The sequence below is a fragment of the [Phormidium] sp. LEGE 05292 genome, assembly GCF_015207735.1.
GTDB lineage: Bacteria > Cyanobacteriota > Cyanobacteriia > Cyanobacteriales > Aerosakkonemataceae > Floridanema.
In genome coordinates this window covers 1-15,430 of sequence record NZ_JADEWG010000035.1, presented here as the reverse complement: position 1 = coordinate 15,430, position 15,430 = coordinate 1, and the positions used below count along the sequence as shown (strand labels likewise).

7 protein-coding genes are annotated in these 15,430 nt (G+C 44.5%); 2 read left to right on the top strand and 5 right to left on the bottom strand.

Annotated elements, in window-relative coordinates:
* Window positions 1–783, bottom strand: a complete 783-nt coding sequence (locus IQ264_RS12350) for an ABC transporter ATP-binding protein (RefSeq protein WP_193981082.1) — start codon at window positions 781–783, stop codon at window positions 1–3.
* A 124-nt stretch (window positions 784–907) separates the two neighbouring features.
* Window positions 908–2,473 carry a cation:proton antiporter gene (locus tag IQ264_RS12345; protein ID WP_193981081.1) on the bottom strand — a complete coding sequence of 522 codons (1,566 nt, stop codon included), beginning with the start codon at window positions 2,471–2,473 and terminating at the stop codon, window positions 908–910.
* Here IQ264_RS12345 and IQ264_RS12340 point away from each other — a divergent pair.
* Window positions 2,472–3,224, top strand: coding sequence for a uracil-DNA glycosylase family protein (locus IQ264_RS12340; protein ID WP_228061486.1), 753 nt, complete (start codon window positions 2,472–2,474; stop codon window positions 3,222–3,224). The two genes, IQ264_RS12345 and IQ264_RS12340, sit on opposite strands and share 2 nt — an antisense overlap.
* 149 nt (window positions 3,225–3,373) lie before the next feature.
* Here the strand turns inward: IQ264_RS12340 and IQ264_RS32940 are convergent, their stop codons facing one another.
* Genes IQ264_RS32940 through IQ264_RS12315 form a run of 3 tightly spaced genes read right to left on the bottom strand, consistent with a single transcriptional unit; the run spans window position 3,374 to window position 8,244 of the window.
* The gene (locus IQ264_RS32940) at window positions 3,374–5,533 is read right to left on the bottom strand and encodes a response regulator (protein ID WP_228061485.1); all 2,160 of its coding nucleotides are present in this window, start codon (window positions 5,531–5,533) and stop codon (window positions 3,374–3,376) included.
* Window positions 5,534–5,545: 12 nt separating this feature from the next.
* Complete coding sequence (locus tag IQ264_RS12320; RefSeq protein WP_193981080.1) at window positions 5,546–6,013, bottom strand: response regulator; 468 nt, start codon at window positions 6,011–6,013, stop codon at window positions 5,546–5,548.
* Window positions 6,004–8,244, bottom strand: a complete 2,241-nt coding sequence (locus IQ264_RS12315) for a PAS domain S-box protein (protein WP_193981079.1) — start codon at window positions 8,242–8,244, stop codon at window positions 6,004–6,006. The genes IQ264_RS12320 and IQ264_RS12315 overlap by 10 nt, the downstream gene beginning before the upstream one ends.
* A 423-nt stretch (window positions 8,245–8,667) precedes the next feature.
* On the opposite strand from IQ264_RS12315, the gene IQ264_RS12310 reads away from it, so the two are divergent.
* The coding region (locus tag IQ264_RS12310) for a PAS domain S-box protein (RefSeq protein ID WP_193981078.1) at window positions 8,668–15,430 on the top strand (6,763 nt) is incomplete at its 3' end.

Here is a 15,430-nt window from a genome sequence, read left to right as displayed (position 1 = left end):
TCAACTAGCTATTTGAATAGGCCCTTCTACACTACCGCTGAAAAATTGCCGCATTATCGGATCGTCGGTAATGTCAATATCATCAACTGCACCCTCCCATTTCACTTTACCTTGATAAAGAAACACAATCCGGTCACTAGTGCGGCGAATAGTACTATCTTGGTGGGTGACGATCGCGTAAGTGCTACAACCTCCTGTTTTTGCTTTTAAATCTCGAATCAAATCTTCAATGATAGTAGAAGCGATCGGATCTAAACCTGCTGTAGGTTCATCGTACAACAAAACTTCGGCATTATCCTTTGGATTGTCTGGATTTGACATAATTGCCCGCGCAAAACTCACCCTTTTTCGCATTCCACCGGATAATTCTGCGGGATAGCGATCGCCTATTCCAGGCAATCCTACCATCTCCAATTTTTCTTCCACAAGTTCCCTAATTCTTTGCCGTGACAATTTAGAATGTTGATACAGTAAAAAACCCACATTTTCTTCTACTGTCAAAGAATCAAACAAGGCAGCTTGCTGAAAAACTAAACCAATTCCTACCGGATTTTCTCCATCTTCAATTAACCCTTCTCGCCGTTCTCCCCGAATATAAATTTCCCCCGCATCAGGTGCAAGTAATCCGGCAATTATTCGCAGAATCGTTGATTTTCCCGTACCAGAAGGGCCAATAATACCTAAAGCTTCACCTTGATAAATTGTCAGATCAACTTCGTCCAAAACCTTATTGTTACCAAAAGTTTTAGAAACTCCTTTTAATTCAATTATTGGTTCAGCCATAGAAGTTTTGACTTAATACAATATAGTATTATTTTACCCTGTTATATTGGTATAATTTATTGATGCTACCAATGTAGAGACGTTTAATGAAACGTCTCTACTGTAAAAATTTTAGCAATAGATATTACAAATCATCTTCTCGACCCATAACATCTTGCAACAATGGCGAAAGTTGTTCATTTAACCAACCACTGCGAATCAATTCTGCATAAGTATCCGCCTCAATATCTAACAGTTTATCGCGCACTTGTTCATTAACTGTTTCTCTCAATTGGGGATTTTCTGCTACCATTTGGTAAGTCTCTTCTTCCAGAGATTTTAATTGACCTTCTACTAGTTCTGCTTGGTAACTGAAAAATTCTGGATCGACTTGGCGGAAATCTTCCCCCTCATCAAGAAATTTCATTACTCTGGTTAAAGCAATGCGACGCGCCACCATTTCCGAGTATTCCTGCTGCAATTTGCGATCGCCAATTAAATCCAATTTTTCCAAAAGAAACTTAGTAGTTAAACCTTGCACCAATAAAGTAAATAAAACCACACCAAAGACAATATCAGTAATCTCCTCCCTACCAACCAAAGCAACTGGTAAACTCAAAGCCAAAGCAATAGAAACCGAACCCCTTAAACCTCCCCACCAAAGCACCAATTGTTCTTGCCAACTGACATCAACTTTAGTAAGCGAATTGCTGATAAATCCCAGGAGAAAAATTGCCACAATTCGAGTTAATAATACTGCCCCAATCGCCAAGACAATCAATCCAAAATGTTCTGCTAAACTATCATAACGGACTTGATCTCCAATCAATAAAAAGACAATTGAATTCACAAAGAAAGCCAAAAAATCCCAAAATTCAGTTACTAGCAATCTAGTACGGGGATTCATGCCAATTCGTGACCCAAAATTACCCAAAATTAAAGCAACAGTCACCACACCAATTACCCCGGAACCACCCAATTTTTCAGTAATTAAATAAGTTCCATAAGCAGCAACTAAAGTCAAAGACTGTTCCACCAAAGGCAAATCAAACCGTTGAGTTAAATAAGAAATTCCAAACCCAATTAAACTGCCAACCCCAACTCCAACCCCAACAAAAACAAAAAATCGAGCCACACTTACAGGCAAATCGAATTGTTCAATTCCCAAAGGAATTCCGACTAACAAACTAAAGGCAACCACTGCCACACCATCATTAAATAAACTCTCTCCTTCCATGATGGTTTTTAACTTTTTTCCGGCACCTAATTCCTTAAACAAGGCAATTACAGAAACCGGATCGGTTGCTGCTAAAGTAGCCCCAGCTAATAAAGCAGTTGCTAAAGGAATCGCCGCCAATTGATTGAGTGCCAAACCAATGCCAACAACCGAAATCATTACGCCAAAAATTGCGTAAAGCACAACCGTAACCCAATTTTCCCGCAAGTCTCGCCACTTCAAATTCCAAGCAGCTTCAAATAATAAAGGTGGCAAGAAAATTTCTAAAATTAAGCCTGGAGAAAGGTTGACTAATCGCACATCTACAAATGCTAAAAATAACCCAACAATCACTAATAATAATGTGTAGGGAATTTGCCGAAACCAGCTAAAAACTCGCGATAATGTAGCGACGCTTAAAGAAACTGAAAGTACTAAAAGAAACTGTTCCAGATTTTGTTCAATAGCTGATTGTCCAACGTTTTCTATTGCCATGAAACAATGTCCTATAGAAAGTGTAGTATTGAAAGGTTGTACCCAGATTCAGGATCGGAAAGCTACTTCTATGCCAAATATTACTCAGTTATTATCAGAGATTCAGCAAGAAGCCGAAAGTGCTTCTTTTCCCATTGATGAACCAGTTTATCTCGCGGCGGGATTAAATCCAACCCAACCTATTCTCTACGGTGGTAATCTAAATAGTCAACTATGCTTTTTTGCAAGGGATTTGGGTAAAGATGAAGTTCATGCCAGTCAACCACTAATTGGGGCTGCTGGCAAGCTTGTGCGTAGTGGTTTATACCGTGCTATTACACAACAAACACCAACAAAATCTACTGATTTACAAGTAGTTTTAGATCATGTTTTGCTGACTAATACTGTTCCATATAAACCAATTGGAAATAAAGCATATAGTCAAGCAGTAAAAAAAAGATTTCGCCCTTTTATTGAGCGGTTGTTAGTTTTACACTGGCAAGGAAATAAAATTATTACTTTAGGCAATGAAGCTTTTGATTGGTTTACGCCATACACTGAAAAAGGAGTTTTACAAGAGTTTTTTAAAAGAAGCGATCGCTATTCCGCCAGCATCGAAATCACGATTGTCGCCAAAGATAATACCGGAAATTTGCACAAAAAGCCAGTAACATTGATGCCCTTACCCCATCCTTCCCCATTAAATCAAAAATATTATTCCCAGTTTCCCCAACTGCTGCAAGACAGACTTGCAAAAGTTCTGAGTTTGTAGGGGCGGGTTTAGCAGAAAATTCTGTGAACACAACAGAAGAGTTGACAACAAAACCCGCCCTAGAGAGAGTTTTGAGTTTTGAGTTAAGGAGAAAGTTCTGAGTTTTAAGTTTGCCCCCCATCTCCCCATCTCCTCTGCGCCTAATGCCTTTAGGTTAAACTAGGCAACTTCCCTGGGGTTTGATCCACCAAATCAGTAATCAGGGAAATTAGTTGAGTAGGATCGATCGGTTTAGCCAGATGCGCTTGAAAGCCTACGGAGAAAGCAGCTTGCCGATCCTCTTCTCTAGCATAAGCAGTTACAGCGATCGCTAAAATTTTCCCACCTTGTTGAGGTTTCAAAGAACGCACCTGTCGTAAAAGAGTATAGCCATCCTCACCAGGCATCCCAATATCGCTAATCAGCAGATCGAATTGATTAGCCGAACTTGTTAAAGTGGAAAGACCTTCACTAGCTGATGCTGCAACCACAGCCTCGGCTCCACATTCTTGTAGAATTGAGAGCAACAACAGACGAGCATCTGCATCATCATCAATGATTAAAATCCGCAGCCCATTTAGTTTAGCTGCACTGCTGAACGAGTCAAGATTAGCAACCTCACGAGGAAGCTGAGTTTGTTTAAGTTCCGGTTTTGGCGTTAGTAACGGTAACTTGATGGTGAATGTTGCCCCCTTACCTTCACCTGCACTATCAGCAGACACACTACCAGAGTGTAAATCAACTAAATGTCGCACGATCGCTAAACCCAAACCTAAGCCACCATGAGTTCGCGTAATCGAACTATCTGCTTGACGAAATCGATCGAACACATAAGGGAGAAATTCCGGTTTAATCCCTTGTCCAGAGTCGCGGACAGTGATTTGAGCAAATTGCTTGCCAGTGTCTTGTGCTACGTCAGAACTCGAATTATGATGACTGTGCAATGATAATTGCACCTCCACTCTTCCGCCAGATGGCGTGAACTTAACCGCATTATTTAATAGATTGCCCACAACTTGTTGCAAGCGTTCTGAATCACCCAAAACTTTTCCCAGTGTCGAATCTAAACTGACTTGCAATTGAATATTTTTCGCCTCCGCTGTTGGGCGAACAGTTTCCACAGCCGTTTCAATTACCGGAAACAATTCCAAAGGGCGGAGAGTCAGGCGGAGTTTTCCTTGAAGAATCCGAGATACATCGAGCAAATCTTCAATTAATCTAGCTTGTGTTCTAGCATTACGTTCAACAGTTTCTAAAGCACGGGCGGTGGTAGCTGGGTCAAATTTTCGATTACGAAGTAAGCTCAACCAACCGATGATAGCATTGAGAGGCGATCGCAATTCGTGCGACAACATCGCCAAAAATTCATCTTTGATGCGGTTAGCTTCCAGGGATTTTTGATAGAGTCGGGCATTATCGATCGCCAACGCTGCACGATCGGCTAAATCTTGCAAAAATATTTCATCATCAAGAGTGTAAGGTCGATCCGGTGTTTCTCGAATCAAACTCAAACTACCAATATTTCTATTTCGCACCTGAAGCGGCACGATCATCAAGCTGTTAATCTTCAGTTGCCCTAAATAATATTCTGTTGTCATCAAATCCCGCAATTCTACAACTGTGGGATTTGGTAAAAACAACGATTGCTGAAATTGTAAAACTTGAGCCGAAAAACCTTCATTCACCCTTAATGGAGAAACATCAGCTAGTTGCTGCAACGAAGCGATCGTCTCAGAATTATGATGATAAATTGCTCGAATCTGAAGCCACTGTCCATCATCAGAAATTAATTGCAGAATGCAAACCTCACCAATCAGTTCCCCAATTTGGCTGCAAACTGTATCTAGCAAAGTGGGAAAATCCAGAATTGTTTCCGCAAAGATTCGGGATGTTTCCGCCAGCATTTGCAAGCGGTTCATATAATTAACTAATCGCTCTTCTGCGTATTGGCGGGCACTTCGTTCCTCCGCCTCCTTCAGCGCCCGTTGTACAGAAGGTACTAACCGTTCCAATCGTTGTTTGAGGACATAATCAGTTGCGCCACTTTTGACCATTTCCACCGCCACGTCTTCCCCCAATGTCCCAGAAACAAAAATAAAAGGGAGATCGGGACACTCCACACGGGCAATTTTCAGGGCAGAAAAGCCATCAAAACCAGGTAGCGAGTAGTCTGCCAAAATCAAATCTAAACCATGCTCTGCGATCGCCACCACAAAATCATCTCTAGTTTGCACCCGAACTAGTTCAAAATCCAGCCCTCCCTCCAGCAAAACTGCTTGGATTAAATCAGCATCGATCGCACTATCTTCTAGCAATAAAAAACGCAGCATGGTCATTCCATCCTATTCTTGCGTCACAGGGCGAACTGGGGGGAGAGCCCCTGGAGGTGGTTGATTCACCACCGCCCAAAACAACCCCAGTTCCTTAATCGCTTCCACAAATTCATGAAAATCCACAGGTTTTACTACATAAGCATTAGTGTTGAGATTGTAGCTATTAACTAAATCCTTTTCTTCCCGTGAAGAAGTCAAAACTACTACAGGTATCGCTTTGAGTTCCGGGTCAGATTTTAATTTAGCTAGTACCTCTAACCCATCAACTTTAGGCAATTTCAAATCCAACAGCACCACACCGGGATGCCCTTCTCGACGTAATCGGTAAATGCCACGCCGATACAGGTAATCGAGAGCTTCTGCTCCATCTCGTGTCACGATCACTTCATTAGCTAAAGAGTTTTCTGCCAAAGCTGCCAGAATTAACTCAATATCTCTACTGCTATCTTCTACTAATAAAATCCGCTTTAGTTCCATCTCACCTCGCTAATCGGCGTTTTGGGTAAAGAAAAGTAAAAAGCAGCACCGCGATCGAGTTCTGCTTGAACCCAAACATTTCCCCCATGCCGATGAATAATCCGTTGCACATTTGCCAAACCGATGCCCGTGCCTTCAAATTGTTCATTTCTATGCAGCCGTTGAAACACGCCAAACAGTTTATTAACGTACTGCATATCGAACCCCACACCGTTATCTCGCACACAGACGATCGTCTCATCCTCAGTACTGGTGCTATTAATCTGGATGATTGCCTGACTGCGGGGACGAGTATATTTCACAGCATTTTCCACCAGATTTCGCAACACCAATCGCATCATTGTCGGGTCGGCTTGAACGATCGGCAATGGGTCAATTTGCCAATCGATGTTCCTGCCATTCAAATCTTGCTGCATATCTCGCTGCACCTCCTGCAACAACTGGTAGAGATCGAGGGTTGTCAGGCGCATCTCGGTTCGACCCATGCGAGAGAATGATAGCAAATCATCCACTAACTTGCCTGCCTCTTTGGTAGTGTCAGAAATAGTTTTCAGGTAATGGCGGCTAGTTTGATCCAGTGCTGGGGAAGTGCCCACCCGTTTTTGCAGCAAATCAACAAACCCATTAATGTGTCGTAGGGGGGCGCGTAAGTCGTGAGATACGGAGTAAGAAAAGGCTTCTAGTTCCTTGTTTGTTGCTTGCAGTTGTTCGGTGCGTTTTCTAACGCGAAATTCTAGTTCTTCGTTCAGATGGCGAATCCGATCTTCTGCTTGTTTGCGATCGTCAATATCAATACAAGAACCGATAAAACCGAGAAATTCGCCATCTGGGGTAAAACGCGGAATCCCACGATCGAATACCCAGCGATACTCACCATCAAAGCGCCGCAAACGATACTCAATTTTAAATTCCTGACGCGCATCAAAAGAACTGGTGTAAATATGTAAACAACGCTGCAAATCTTCAGCATGAATGTTCTCAACCCAACCGTTGCCCAATTCTTGCTCCATTGTGCGTCCAGTAAAATCTAACCAAGCTTTATTGAAATAATTGCAGAGTTTACTGGGATCTGACATCCAGATCATTACCGGAGCGGTATCTGCCAGATGACGGAAACGAGCTTCACTTTCTCGCAAGGCAGCCTCGGCTCGCTTTTGTTCGGTAATATCCATCGACATTCCCGCCATGAGTCGTTTGCCAGCCGAGTTTTGCAAGGGAAATTTTAAGGATATATAGTAATGTTCTCCGTCTTCGAGCGGCACTATTTCGATCGCTTGTCGGATTTCGCCTTCCATCAACACTTGCAAATCATTGTCTCGCCATTGCTGGGCTGCTGCTGCCGGAAAAAAATCAAAATCGGTTTTGCCTAACCATTCGTTGCGCGATCGACCAAACGACTTTTCAATTAATGGATTAACGTAAACATACTTTCCTGATTCATCTTTGATGAAAGCTGTTACCGGACTGTACTGCATAAAGCACTCAAACAGTTCCTGGCTTTCTCGCAACGCAACTTCCGCTTGCTTGCGTTCCGTAATATCAAACGCCGCACAGCCGATCCCTACGATCTGCTTTCCCTGCTTTAGCGGTTCGATCGACAAGTCATACCATTTTTGCCGACCATTTACAGTTAACCTTACTTCCTGTCTAGCAAAGATTCCCGATTCAATTACCTGCCTTTTGCTGATTAGTAATGTTTCTGCTTCCGCAGCGGGAAACAAGTCATTATCTGTTTTACCTAATATATCTTCCGACAAATTCAACCCTTGGGGATTGTAAATCCACTGATAGCGCAGATCGAGGTCTTGATGAAATAATGCGATCGACGGGTTACTCAGCGCCAACCGAAATCGTTCTTCACTCTGGCGAGTTTTGTGCAAATTCTTTTCCAGCCGCTCTTTCGCCGTCCGCAACTCCGAACTGAGGAAATTAATCAGCACTGCGACCAGTATAAACGACCCAATCTGTACAATACCTCCGAAACTAGCCATCTCCAGCGAGTAGACTGGGGGAATAAAAAAATACTTAATGACTATAGTTGCCAGCCCTATTGATATTAGACCCGCAATCATGCCACCCGACCAAGCAGTAATCGCCACCGCTGCGTAGAAAAAAGCAAAAATAGTCGCTTGCAATAGCGATCGCAGCGGAAAAGTCAGCAGCAGCGCCACTGCCACACAGATTAATGGCACTGTATAAGTTTTTAGCCAAGGGGATGTTTTTAGTCCCATGAATCGGCTCATTTAGCGGAAGCGTTAAAGATGTGATTTTACTTACCATAAGACGGAAGAAATTCTCTAAGCATTCCTCCTAAGAGGTATATTTAGAGGTACTAACTCAAGTTGCTAGTTACAAGTCTGACTCTTTCTTAGCCCCCCTTAATAAGGGGGGTTGGGGGGATCAAAACCTAGTAATCACAGCCGAAGATTTCCCCTAACCCCCCTTTTGATCCCCCCTTTTGATCCCCCCTTAATAAGGGGGGAACCAGCGGAAGCTTCGCTATTAACTTTACGGGGGGAACTCCGAAAGAATTAATAACTAGCAACTTGCGTAAACTAGCGATCTAACGTACTGGACAAAATGCGTATTCCGTTAAGCTACGCTGTAACAAAAGATTTATTCCTCCTACTATTAAATAAAACCTTGTTAAACTCATGTTCACTCACATCAAAGCTCTTGACTGGCTAGAACTGAAATCAGTTGTAGTTCAAAGCCCTTTAGTAGTATCCCCCGATACAACGATTTTGGATGCGATACGCCTGATGGCACGTTACACGATCGCGCAAATCAACAGCGAACGATCTGCCAGTGCGATCGAATCCCAGGTTTCCGAAGCACATCTAGAGGCGCAGTCAAGTTGCGTGGTGGTAGTGGAAAACGATTTGGTAGTTGGAATTATCACTACCTCAGATGTAAAAATACTGAGAAATCAGCAGCAACCCCTCGATCGCTTGCTGGTGCGACAGGTGATGACCCATCCCGTAATCGCCTTGCGCGAAGAAGCTTTCACCGATTTAGGTTCGGCAATTAATCTGCTCCTAGAACACGACATTGACCATTTGCCCATTCTCGATCGGCAAGATCGGTTAGTCGGAATTGTTACATCAGAAAGTTTGCTGCCCGCCCTCAACCCTCTGGAACTCTACAAACAGGGGCAGGTTTTGCAGCAAAAATTGCAGTCCTTGGAGGCAGAAAATTCGATATTACTAGAAAGTCATACCGCTGAGCTAGAGCGGGGGGTAGAAGCCCGGACAGCCGCCCTTCAGACTAAGAGAGAACGGGAAAAATTAGTCGCTCAGATAGCCAAGCGGATTCGTGACTCCCTTAAGCTGCAAGAAATTTTAGACGTTTGCGTGGCTGAAGTACGGGCGTTTTTGGAGTGCGATCGAGCATTAATTTACCAGTTCCTACCCGACAGGAGCGGCATCATTATTGCCGAATCTGTTATTGGTGGCTGGTCTTCTACACTGGGCAACCACGTCCAAGATTGTTACTGTGGGCAGAGAATTGCCACGTACTACAACTGCGAGCAACCGATCGTAGTTAACAATATTTACACCGCAGACTATAGCGACTGTCACATCCAATTGTTGGAATCCTATCAAATCAAAGCAAATTTGATAGTTCCGATTTGGGTAGCGGGGCAGTTGTGGGGTCTATTGGTGGGACATCAATGTGGTGAGTATCGAGATTGGCAGCAAGATGATATAACCCTATTGCAGAATATCTCAGTGCAATTGGCGATCGCCATCCACCAAGCCACCACCCACCAACAGTTGCAGCAAGAACTAATCGAACGACAAGTGGCAGAGCAACGCTATGCTTCCCTGACAGAAGCGGCTTTAGTAGGGATTTTTCGCGTCGATGCTGAGGGTAACTGCATCTATGTCAACAATCGTTACTGTGAGATTACCGGACTCACAAGAGAAACCGCCTTTGGCAAGGAATGGCAAAAAGCACTGCATCCCGAAGATCGTGACCTGGTAATGACTGAATGTTATCAATCCGTTCAGGAAAATCGCCCCTTTCAACTGGAATATCGCTTTCTACATCCCGACGGTACGGTGAGGTGGGTGTATGGACAGTCTGTTCCAGAACGAGATACTAATGGGCCGATCGTCGGTCATGTGGGTAACATTACCGACATTACCGAATGCAAACGCGCTGAAACTGCCCTCAAGAAAGCCGAAAACCAATATCGGGAAGCTCAACGCATTGCCCACCTGGGATACTGGGAATACGATCTGACAACAAATACCTCCTCTTGGTCGGATGAAGTCTTTCGGATCTTTGGGATGGAACGCCAAACATTGGCACCTAATTACCTGCAATTTTTTAACTTAGTACACCCTGACGATCGGGAAATGGTCAAACAATCCTATATCCGACACCTGTACGATGGCACTCCCTACAACGTTGTCCATCGCTATTTAATGCCCGATGGTCAGCTCAAGTATGTACAACAAGAGTGCGAAACCATTTATGCTGCGGACGGTACGCCAATTTTATCTCAGGGAACAGTGCAAGATATCACGAGTCAGCAGTTGGCACAGGTGGAATTAGAACGCTTGAACGCCAAGCTAGAAGCAATAGTTGCAGAACGCACCCAAAAACTGTGGCAAGTCAACAACTTGCAATGTGCCATCCTCAATAGTACTGATTATGCCATCATCTCCACTGACTTAACTGGCACAATTAAGACTTTTAATGCTGGTGCCGAACGAATGCTAGGCTACAGAGCAAAAGAAGTAGTGGGTAAACTGAACCCTTCAATCTTCCACGATCGCGAAGAATTGAGCCAGAAAGCAGCGGTACTTTCAGTGGAACTGGGGCAGAACATCGCCCCAGACTTAGAGGTTGTTGTCGGCAAAGCCCGTCAAGGCATTGTCAACGAAGCAGAATGGACTCATATCCGCAAAGATGGCTCTCGTTTTCCCGTGTTGCTATCCATTACCGCGCTCAAAAATGTCCATCGGGAAATTATCGGCTTTTTAGGCATTGCCAAAGACATTAGTGAGCAAAAACAAAGTGAAATTGAACGGCAGCAGTTATTTCAAGAACTATCGGCTTTCAAACTTGCCCTCGATCAATCTGCCATTGTCTCGATCGTCAATACTCAAGGAGCGATTCAATACGTTAACGATCGCTTCTGCGAAACCTTTGGCTACTCTTGCGAGCAACTCATCGGTCAAAATCATACCATTGTCGCCTCTGGCTGCCATTCCCCCAGCTATATCCAAGAACTCTGGGATACCATTACCAGAGGTGAGATTTGGCGCGGGGAAATTTGCTATCAAGCGAAGAACGGTAGCTTATACTGGTTTGTCAGCACCATCGTCCCCTTTTTGGATGAACAAGGACAACCTTTTCAGTATCTAGGTATTCACTTTGACATAACCGCTCGCAAGCTTGTCAAAGCAAAACTCAGGCAGGAAAATTCCTTCCGGCAACAAATTCTGGAAAATATGGCGGAAGGGCTGTGTGTTTGTCATGATATTGCAGAGTTTCCCTTTGTCCGCTTCACGGTTTGGAATCCGCAAATGCTAGCGATTACGGGCTACAGTTTAGAAGAAATTAACTATTTGGGCTGGTATCAAATTCTTTACCCCAACTTAGAGGTGCAAGCTCAAGCGATCGCCCGTATGGAAAGAATGCGACAAGGAGATCGGCTGATTGCTGAGGAATGGGAAATCCTGCGAAAAGATGGGTACAAACGGACGATCGCAATTTCCACCTCTACCCTATCAAGTAACGATGGACAGACTCATACACTGGCGCTGATTCAAGACATTACCGATCGCATTGCCGCCGAAAAGCTTTTACAAAACCGAGAAGCCCGCTATCATGGTTTGCTGGAAGCAGCCAGCGATGCCATTATGTTGACCGATGAGCAAGGCAATCTCATAGAGGTCAACCATAAAGCAGAAGAACTTTTGGGCTACACCCCCGCAGAACTTACCTCAATGCACTTTACCAAACTGCACCGCTTTGAAGAATTGCCCCGGCTCGTCACCGCATTTGAGGAACTAACCGATTGTAAGTCTCGCCAAGTATTTGATATTAATTTCCGCTGCAAAGATGGTCATCTTGTTCCCGCTGATGTTTCCGCTTCATTAATTGAGATTCAGGGGGAAAAAATTATCCAGTATATTTTCCGTGATATTACCGATCGTAAACGCGCAGAAGCCGCTCTGCAAGCAAGTGAAACCCGTTTCCGGCGAGTATTTGACTCCAACATGATTGGGATGATGTTCACTGACTTTAGCGGCGTGATTACGGAAGCGAACGATCGCTTTTTGGAGATGCTGGGCTACAGCAGAGAAGAACTCGAAGCCAATCAAGTCAACTGGGCAGTGATGACTCCACCCGAATACCATCTATCGGATCTGAAAGTGATTGAAGATTTGAAGCGCGATGGTGTCCTCACTCCTATGGAAAAAGCCTACTATCACAAGGATGGGCACCAAGTTCCAGTCATAATGGGGGCTGCTTTGCTCGATTCTGAGGAGAATGGTAATTGTGTTGCTTTGGTGCTGGATATCAGCGATCGTAAACGCGCAGAAGCAGCCCTGCAAGAAAGTGAAACCCGTTTCCGGCGAGTGTTTGAATCAAATATTGTCGGGATGATCTTTACTGACTTTAGCGGCGTGATTACAGAAGCGAACGATCGCTTTTTGGAGATGCTGGGCTACAGCAGAGAAGACTTGAAAGCCAATCTGGTCAACTGGGCAACTATGACTCCGCCGGAATACCATCAGCTCGATCTCGATCAGATGGAAAGACTGTTGCGCGATCGTACCCTCAATCCTGTAGAAAAAGCCTACTATCACAAGGATGGACACCAAGTTCCAGTCTTAATTGGGGCTGCCTTGCTCGACCCTGAAGATAATGGCAGTTGTGTTTGTGTAGTGCTGGATATCAGCAATCTCAAACGCACTGAAATTGCCCTGCGGGAATCGCAACAATTCTTGCAAACTGTCCTAGATAGTTTTCCCCAAGCGGTATTTTGGAAAGACCGAAACTCCGTCTTTTTGGGATGCAACCAAGTATATGCCGAAGTATCAGGGTTGGCATCGCCCTCAGAAGTTGTCGGTAAAACTGACTTTGATTTTTCCTTCACTGAAGCTGAAGTCACAGGCTTTGTTGCCGACGATCGACAAGTGATGGAATCTGGGGTCGCCAAACTCGGCATTGAAGAAGTGATTACCCTGTCCACAGGAGAACAGCGATGCCTAGAAACCAATAAAATTCCCCTGCGAGATTTAGCAGGCAATGCGATCGCTGTAGTCGGGACTTTTCAAGATATTACCGAACGTAAACTTGCCGAACTTGCCCTTGCCCAATACACATCAGAGATAGAAGACCTCTACAACAATGCTCCTTGCGGCTACCATTCCCTCGATCCAGAGGGGCGATTTATCCGGGTAAATGAAACAGAACTGAAGTTATTAGGCTACAGCCGTGAGGAAATAATTGGCAACCCTGTAATCCACTTTTTCACCGAAGCCAGTCGTGAGGCTTTCAGGAAAAACTTCCCAGTCTTCCAGGCACAGGGTTGGGTGAAAAATATGGAATTCGAGATGATCTGCAAAGATGGTACTATCCTGCCTGTGATGATTAGTGCTACAGCGGTGAATGATTCTCAAGGCCAGTATTTGTATAGCCGGACAACCCTGGTAGACATCCGCGATCGCAAACAAGCCGAACAAAAAATCCGCGCCCTAGCTGAGAGAGAAGCCTTACTCCGGGAAATTACCCAGCGGATTCGCCGCTCTCTAGATTTACACACCATTTTTAACACAGCCGTTCAGGAAATTCGATACTTCTTGAGGGCCGATCGAGTGACCATTTTCCAGTTCGATCCTGACTCTGGCTGTGATGATGGTGAGTTCGTCTCTGAATCTGTCAGCGCAGGATTTATGTCAGTGCTAGAGATCAAAGTTCATGACCACTGTTTCGGGGAACGGTTTGCTCCTCTTTATCAACAAGGTCGATTTCAAGCCATTGATAATATTGACAATGCTAATTTAAAAGACTGTCATCGGGCTGTTTTGTCACAGTTTCAGATCCGGGCACAACTGATCCTGCCCTTGCTCAAAAAAGATAAATTATGGGGCTTGCTTTGCATCCATCAATGTTCCAGCCCTCGGCAGTGGCAACCGACTGAAATTAGCTTTACCCAAGAAATCGCTAATCAGTTAACGATCGCCATTCACCAAGCTAGCCTCTACGAACGGATACAATCGGAATTGATAATTCGTAAGCAAGCAGAAACGGCATTGGAATTACAACTACAACAGCAGCAAACCTTGGGTGCGATTACCCAACAAATTCGCCAATCCCTGAATATAGAAGAGATTCTGGCTCTGGTAACTCAGCAAGTCAAAGATTTGCTCAAGACCGATCGCGTCATCGTGTTCCGGCTATTTCCCGACGGCAGAAGTCAAATCATCGCCGAAGCCGTAGACAGTGAGTTTGTAGCCCTCAAAGACCGTCATTGGAGCAACGAAACCTGGCCTCAGGACATTCTCGACTGCTACTGGCAAGGCCAACCCCGCATCGTCCCCGACGTAACGAACGATACCTGGACACATTGTTTAGTACCATACTCGCTCCAAGGTCAAATCCAATCGAAAATCGTCGCCCCAATTCTCCAAGAAATCCACAACAGCGAAACTCATCGTTGGGTAGCCCCAAGAAAAAACAACAAACTCTGGGGGATTCTAGTCGTCCATGCCTGTAGGGAAAAACGAGTTTGGCAAGAGTCGGAAGCTCAAATCTTACAACAAATTGCTAACCAATTAGCGATCGCTATTCAACAAGCCAACCTATTTGAACAACTACAACTGGAACTCACCTCTCGACAACTTGCCCAACAACAACTAGTCCAAAGCAACCAACAACTAGCCATCTCCAACCAAGAACTCGCCCGTGCTACCCGCCTCAAAGACGAATTCCTCGCCAACATGAGCCATGAACTCCGCACCCCGCTCAATTCCATCCTGGGTATGACCGAAGGGCTACAAGAGCAAATCTTTGGCAGCATCAACGAACAACAAATCAGAGCGTTAAAAACCATTGAATCTAGTGGCTCTCACTTGCTGGAGTTAATTAACGACATTCTCGATGTCGCCAAAATTGAATCCGGTCAACTACAGTTAGATTGCACCCCGACCTCCATAGCGTCACTATGCCAATCCAGTCTGACTTTTATCAAACAATTGGCGCTGAAAAAACACATCCAACTAGAAATAAAAATCCCACTCCATCTACCCGACTTATTATTGGATGAACGGCGCATCCGCCAAGTCTTAATCAACCTGCTCAACAATGCGGTCAAATTCACCCCGGAAGGCGGACACATCACCTTAGAAGTCAGCTTGATGACCCAACAGGGAGATGGGGAAAGAAGAGATG

Coding starts and splice junctions, on each gene's coding strand:
- IQ264_RS12320 (WP_193981080.1), bottom strand. CDS start 6,013: ATGGAACTAAAGCGGATTTTATTAGTAGAAGATAGCAGTAGAGATATT.
- IQ264_RS12315 (WP_193981079.1), bottom strand. CDS start 8,244: ATGGGACTAAAAACATCCCCTTGGCTAAAAACTTATACAGTGCCATTA.
- IQ264_RS12345 (WP_193981081.1), bottom strand. CDS start 2,473: ATGGCAATAGAAAACGTTGGACAATCAGCTATTGAACAAAATCTGGAA.
- IQ264_RS12340 (WP_228061486.1), top strand. CDS start 2,472: ATGAAACAATGTCCTATAGAAAGTGTAGTATTGAAAGGTTGTACCCAG.
- IQ264_RS12350 (WP_193981082.1), bottom strand. CDS start 783: ATGGCTGAACCAATAATTGAATTAAAAGGAGTTTCTAAAACTTTTGGT.
- IQ264_RS32940 (WP_228061485.1), bottom strand. CDS start 5,533: ATGCTGCGTTTTTTATTGCTAGAAGATAGTGCGATCGATGCTGATTTA.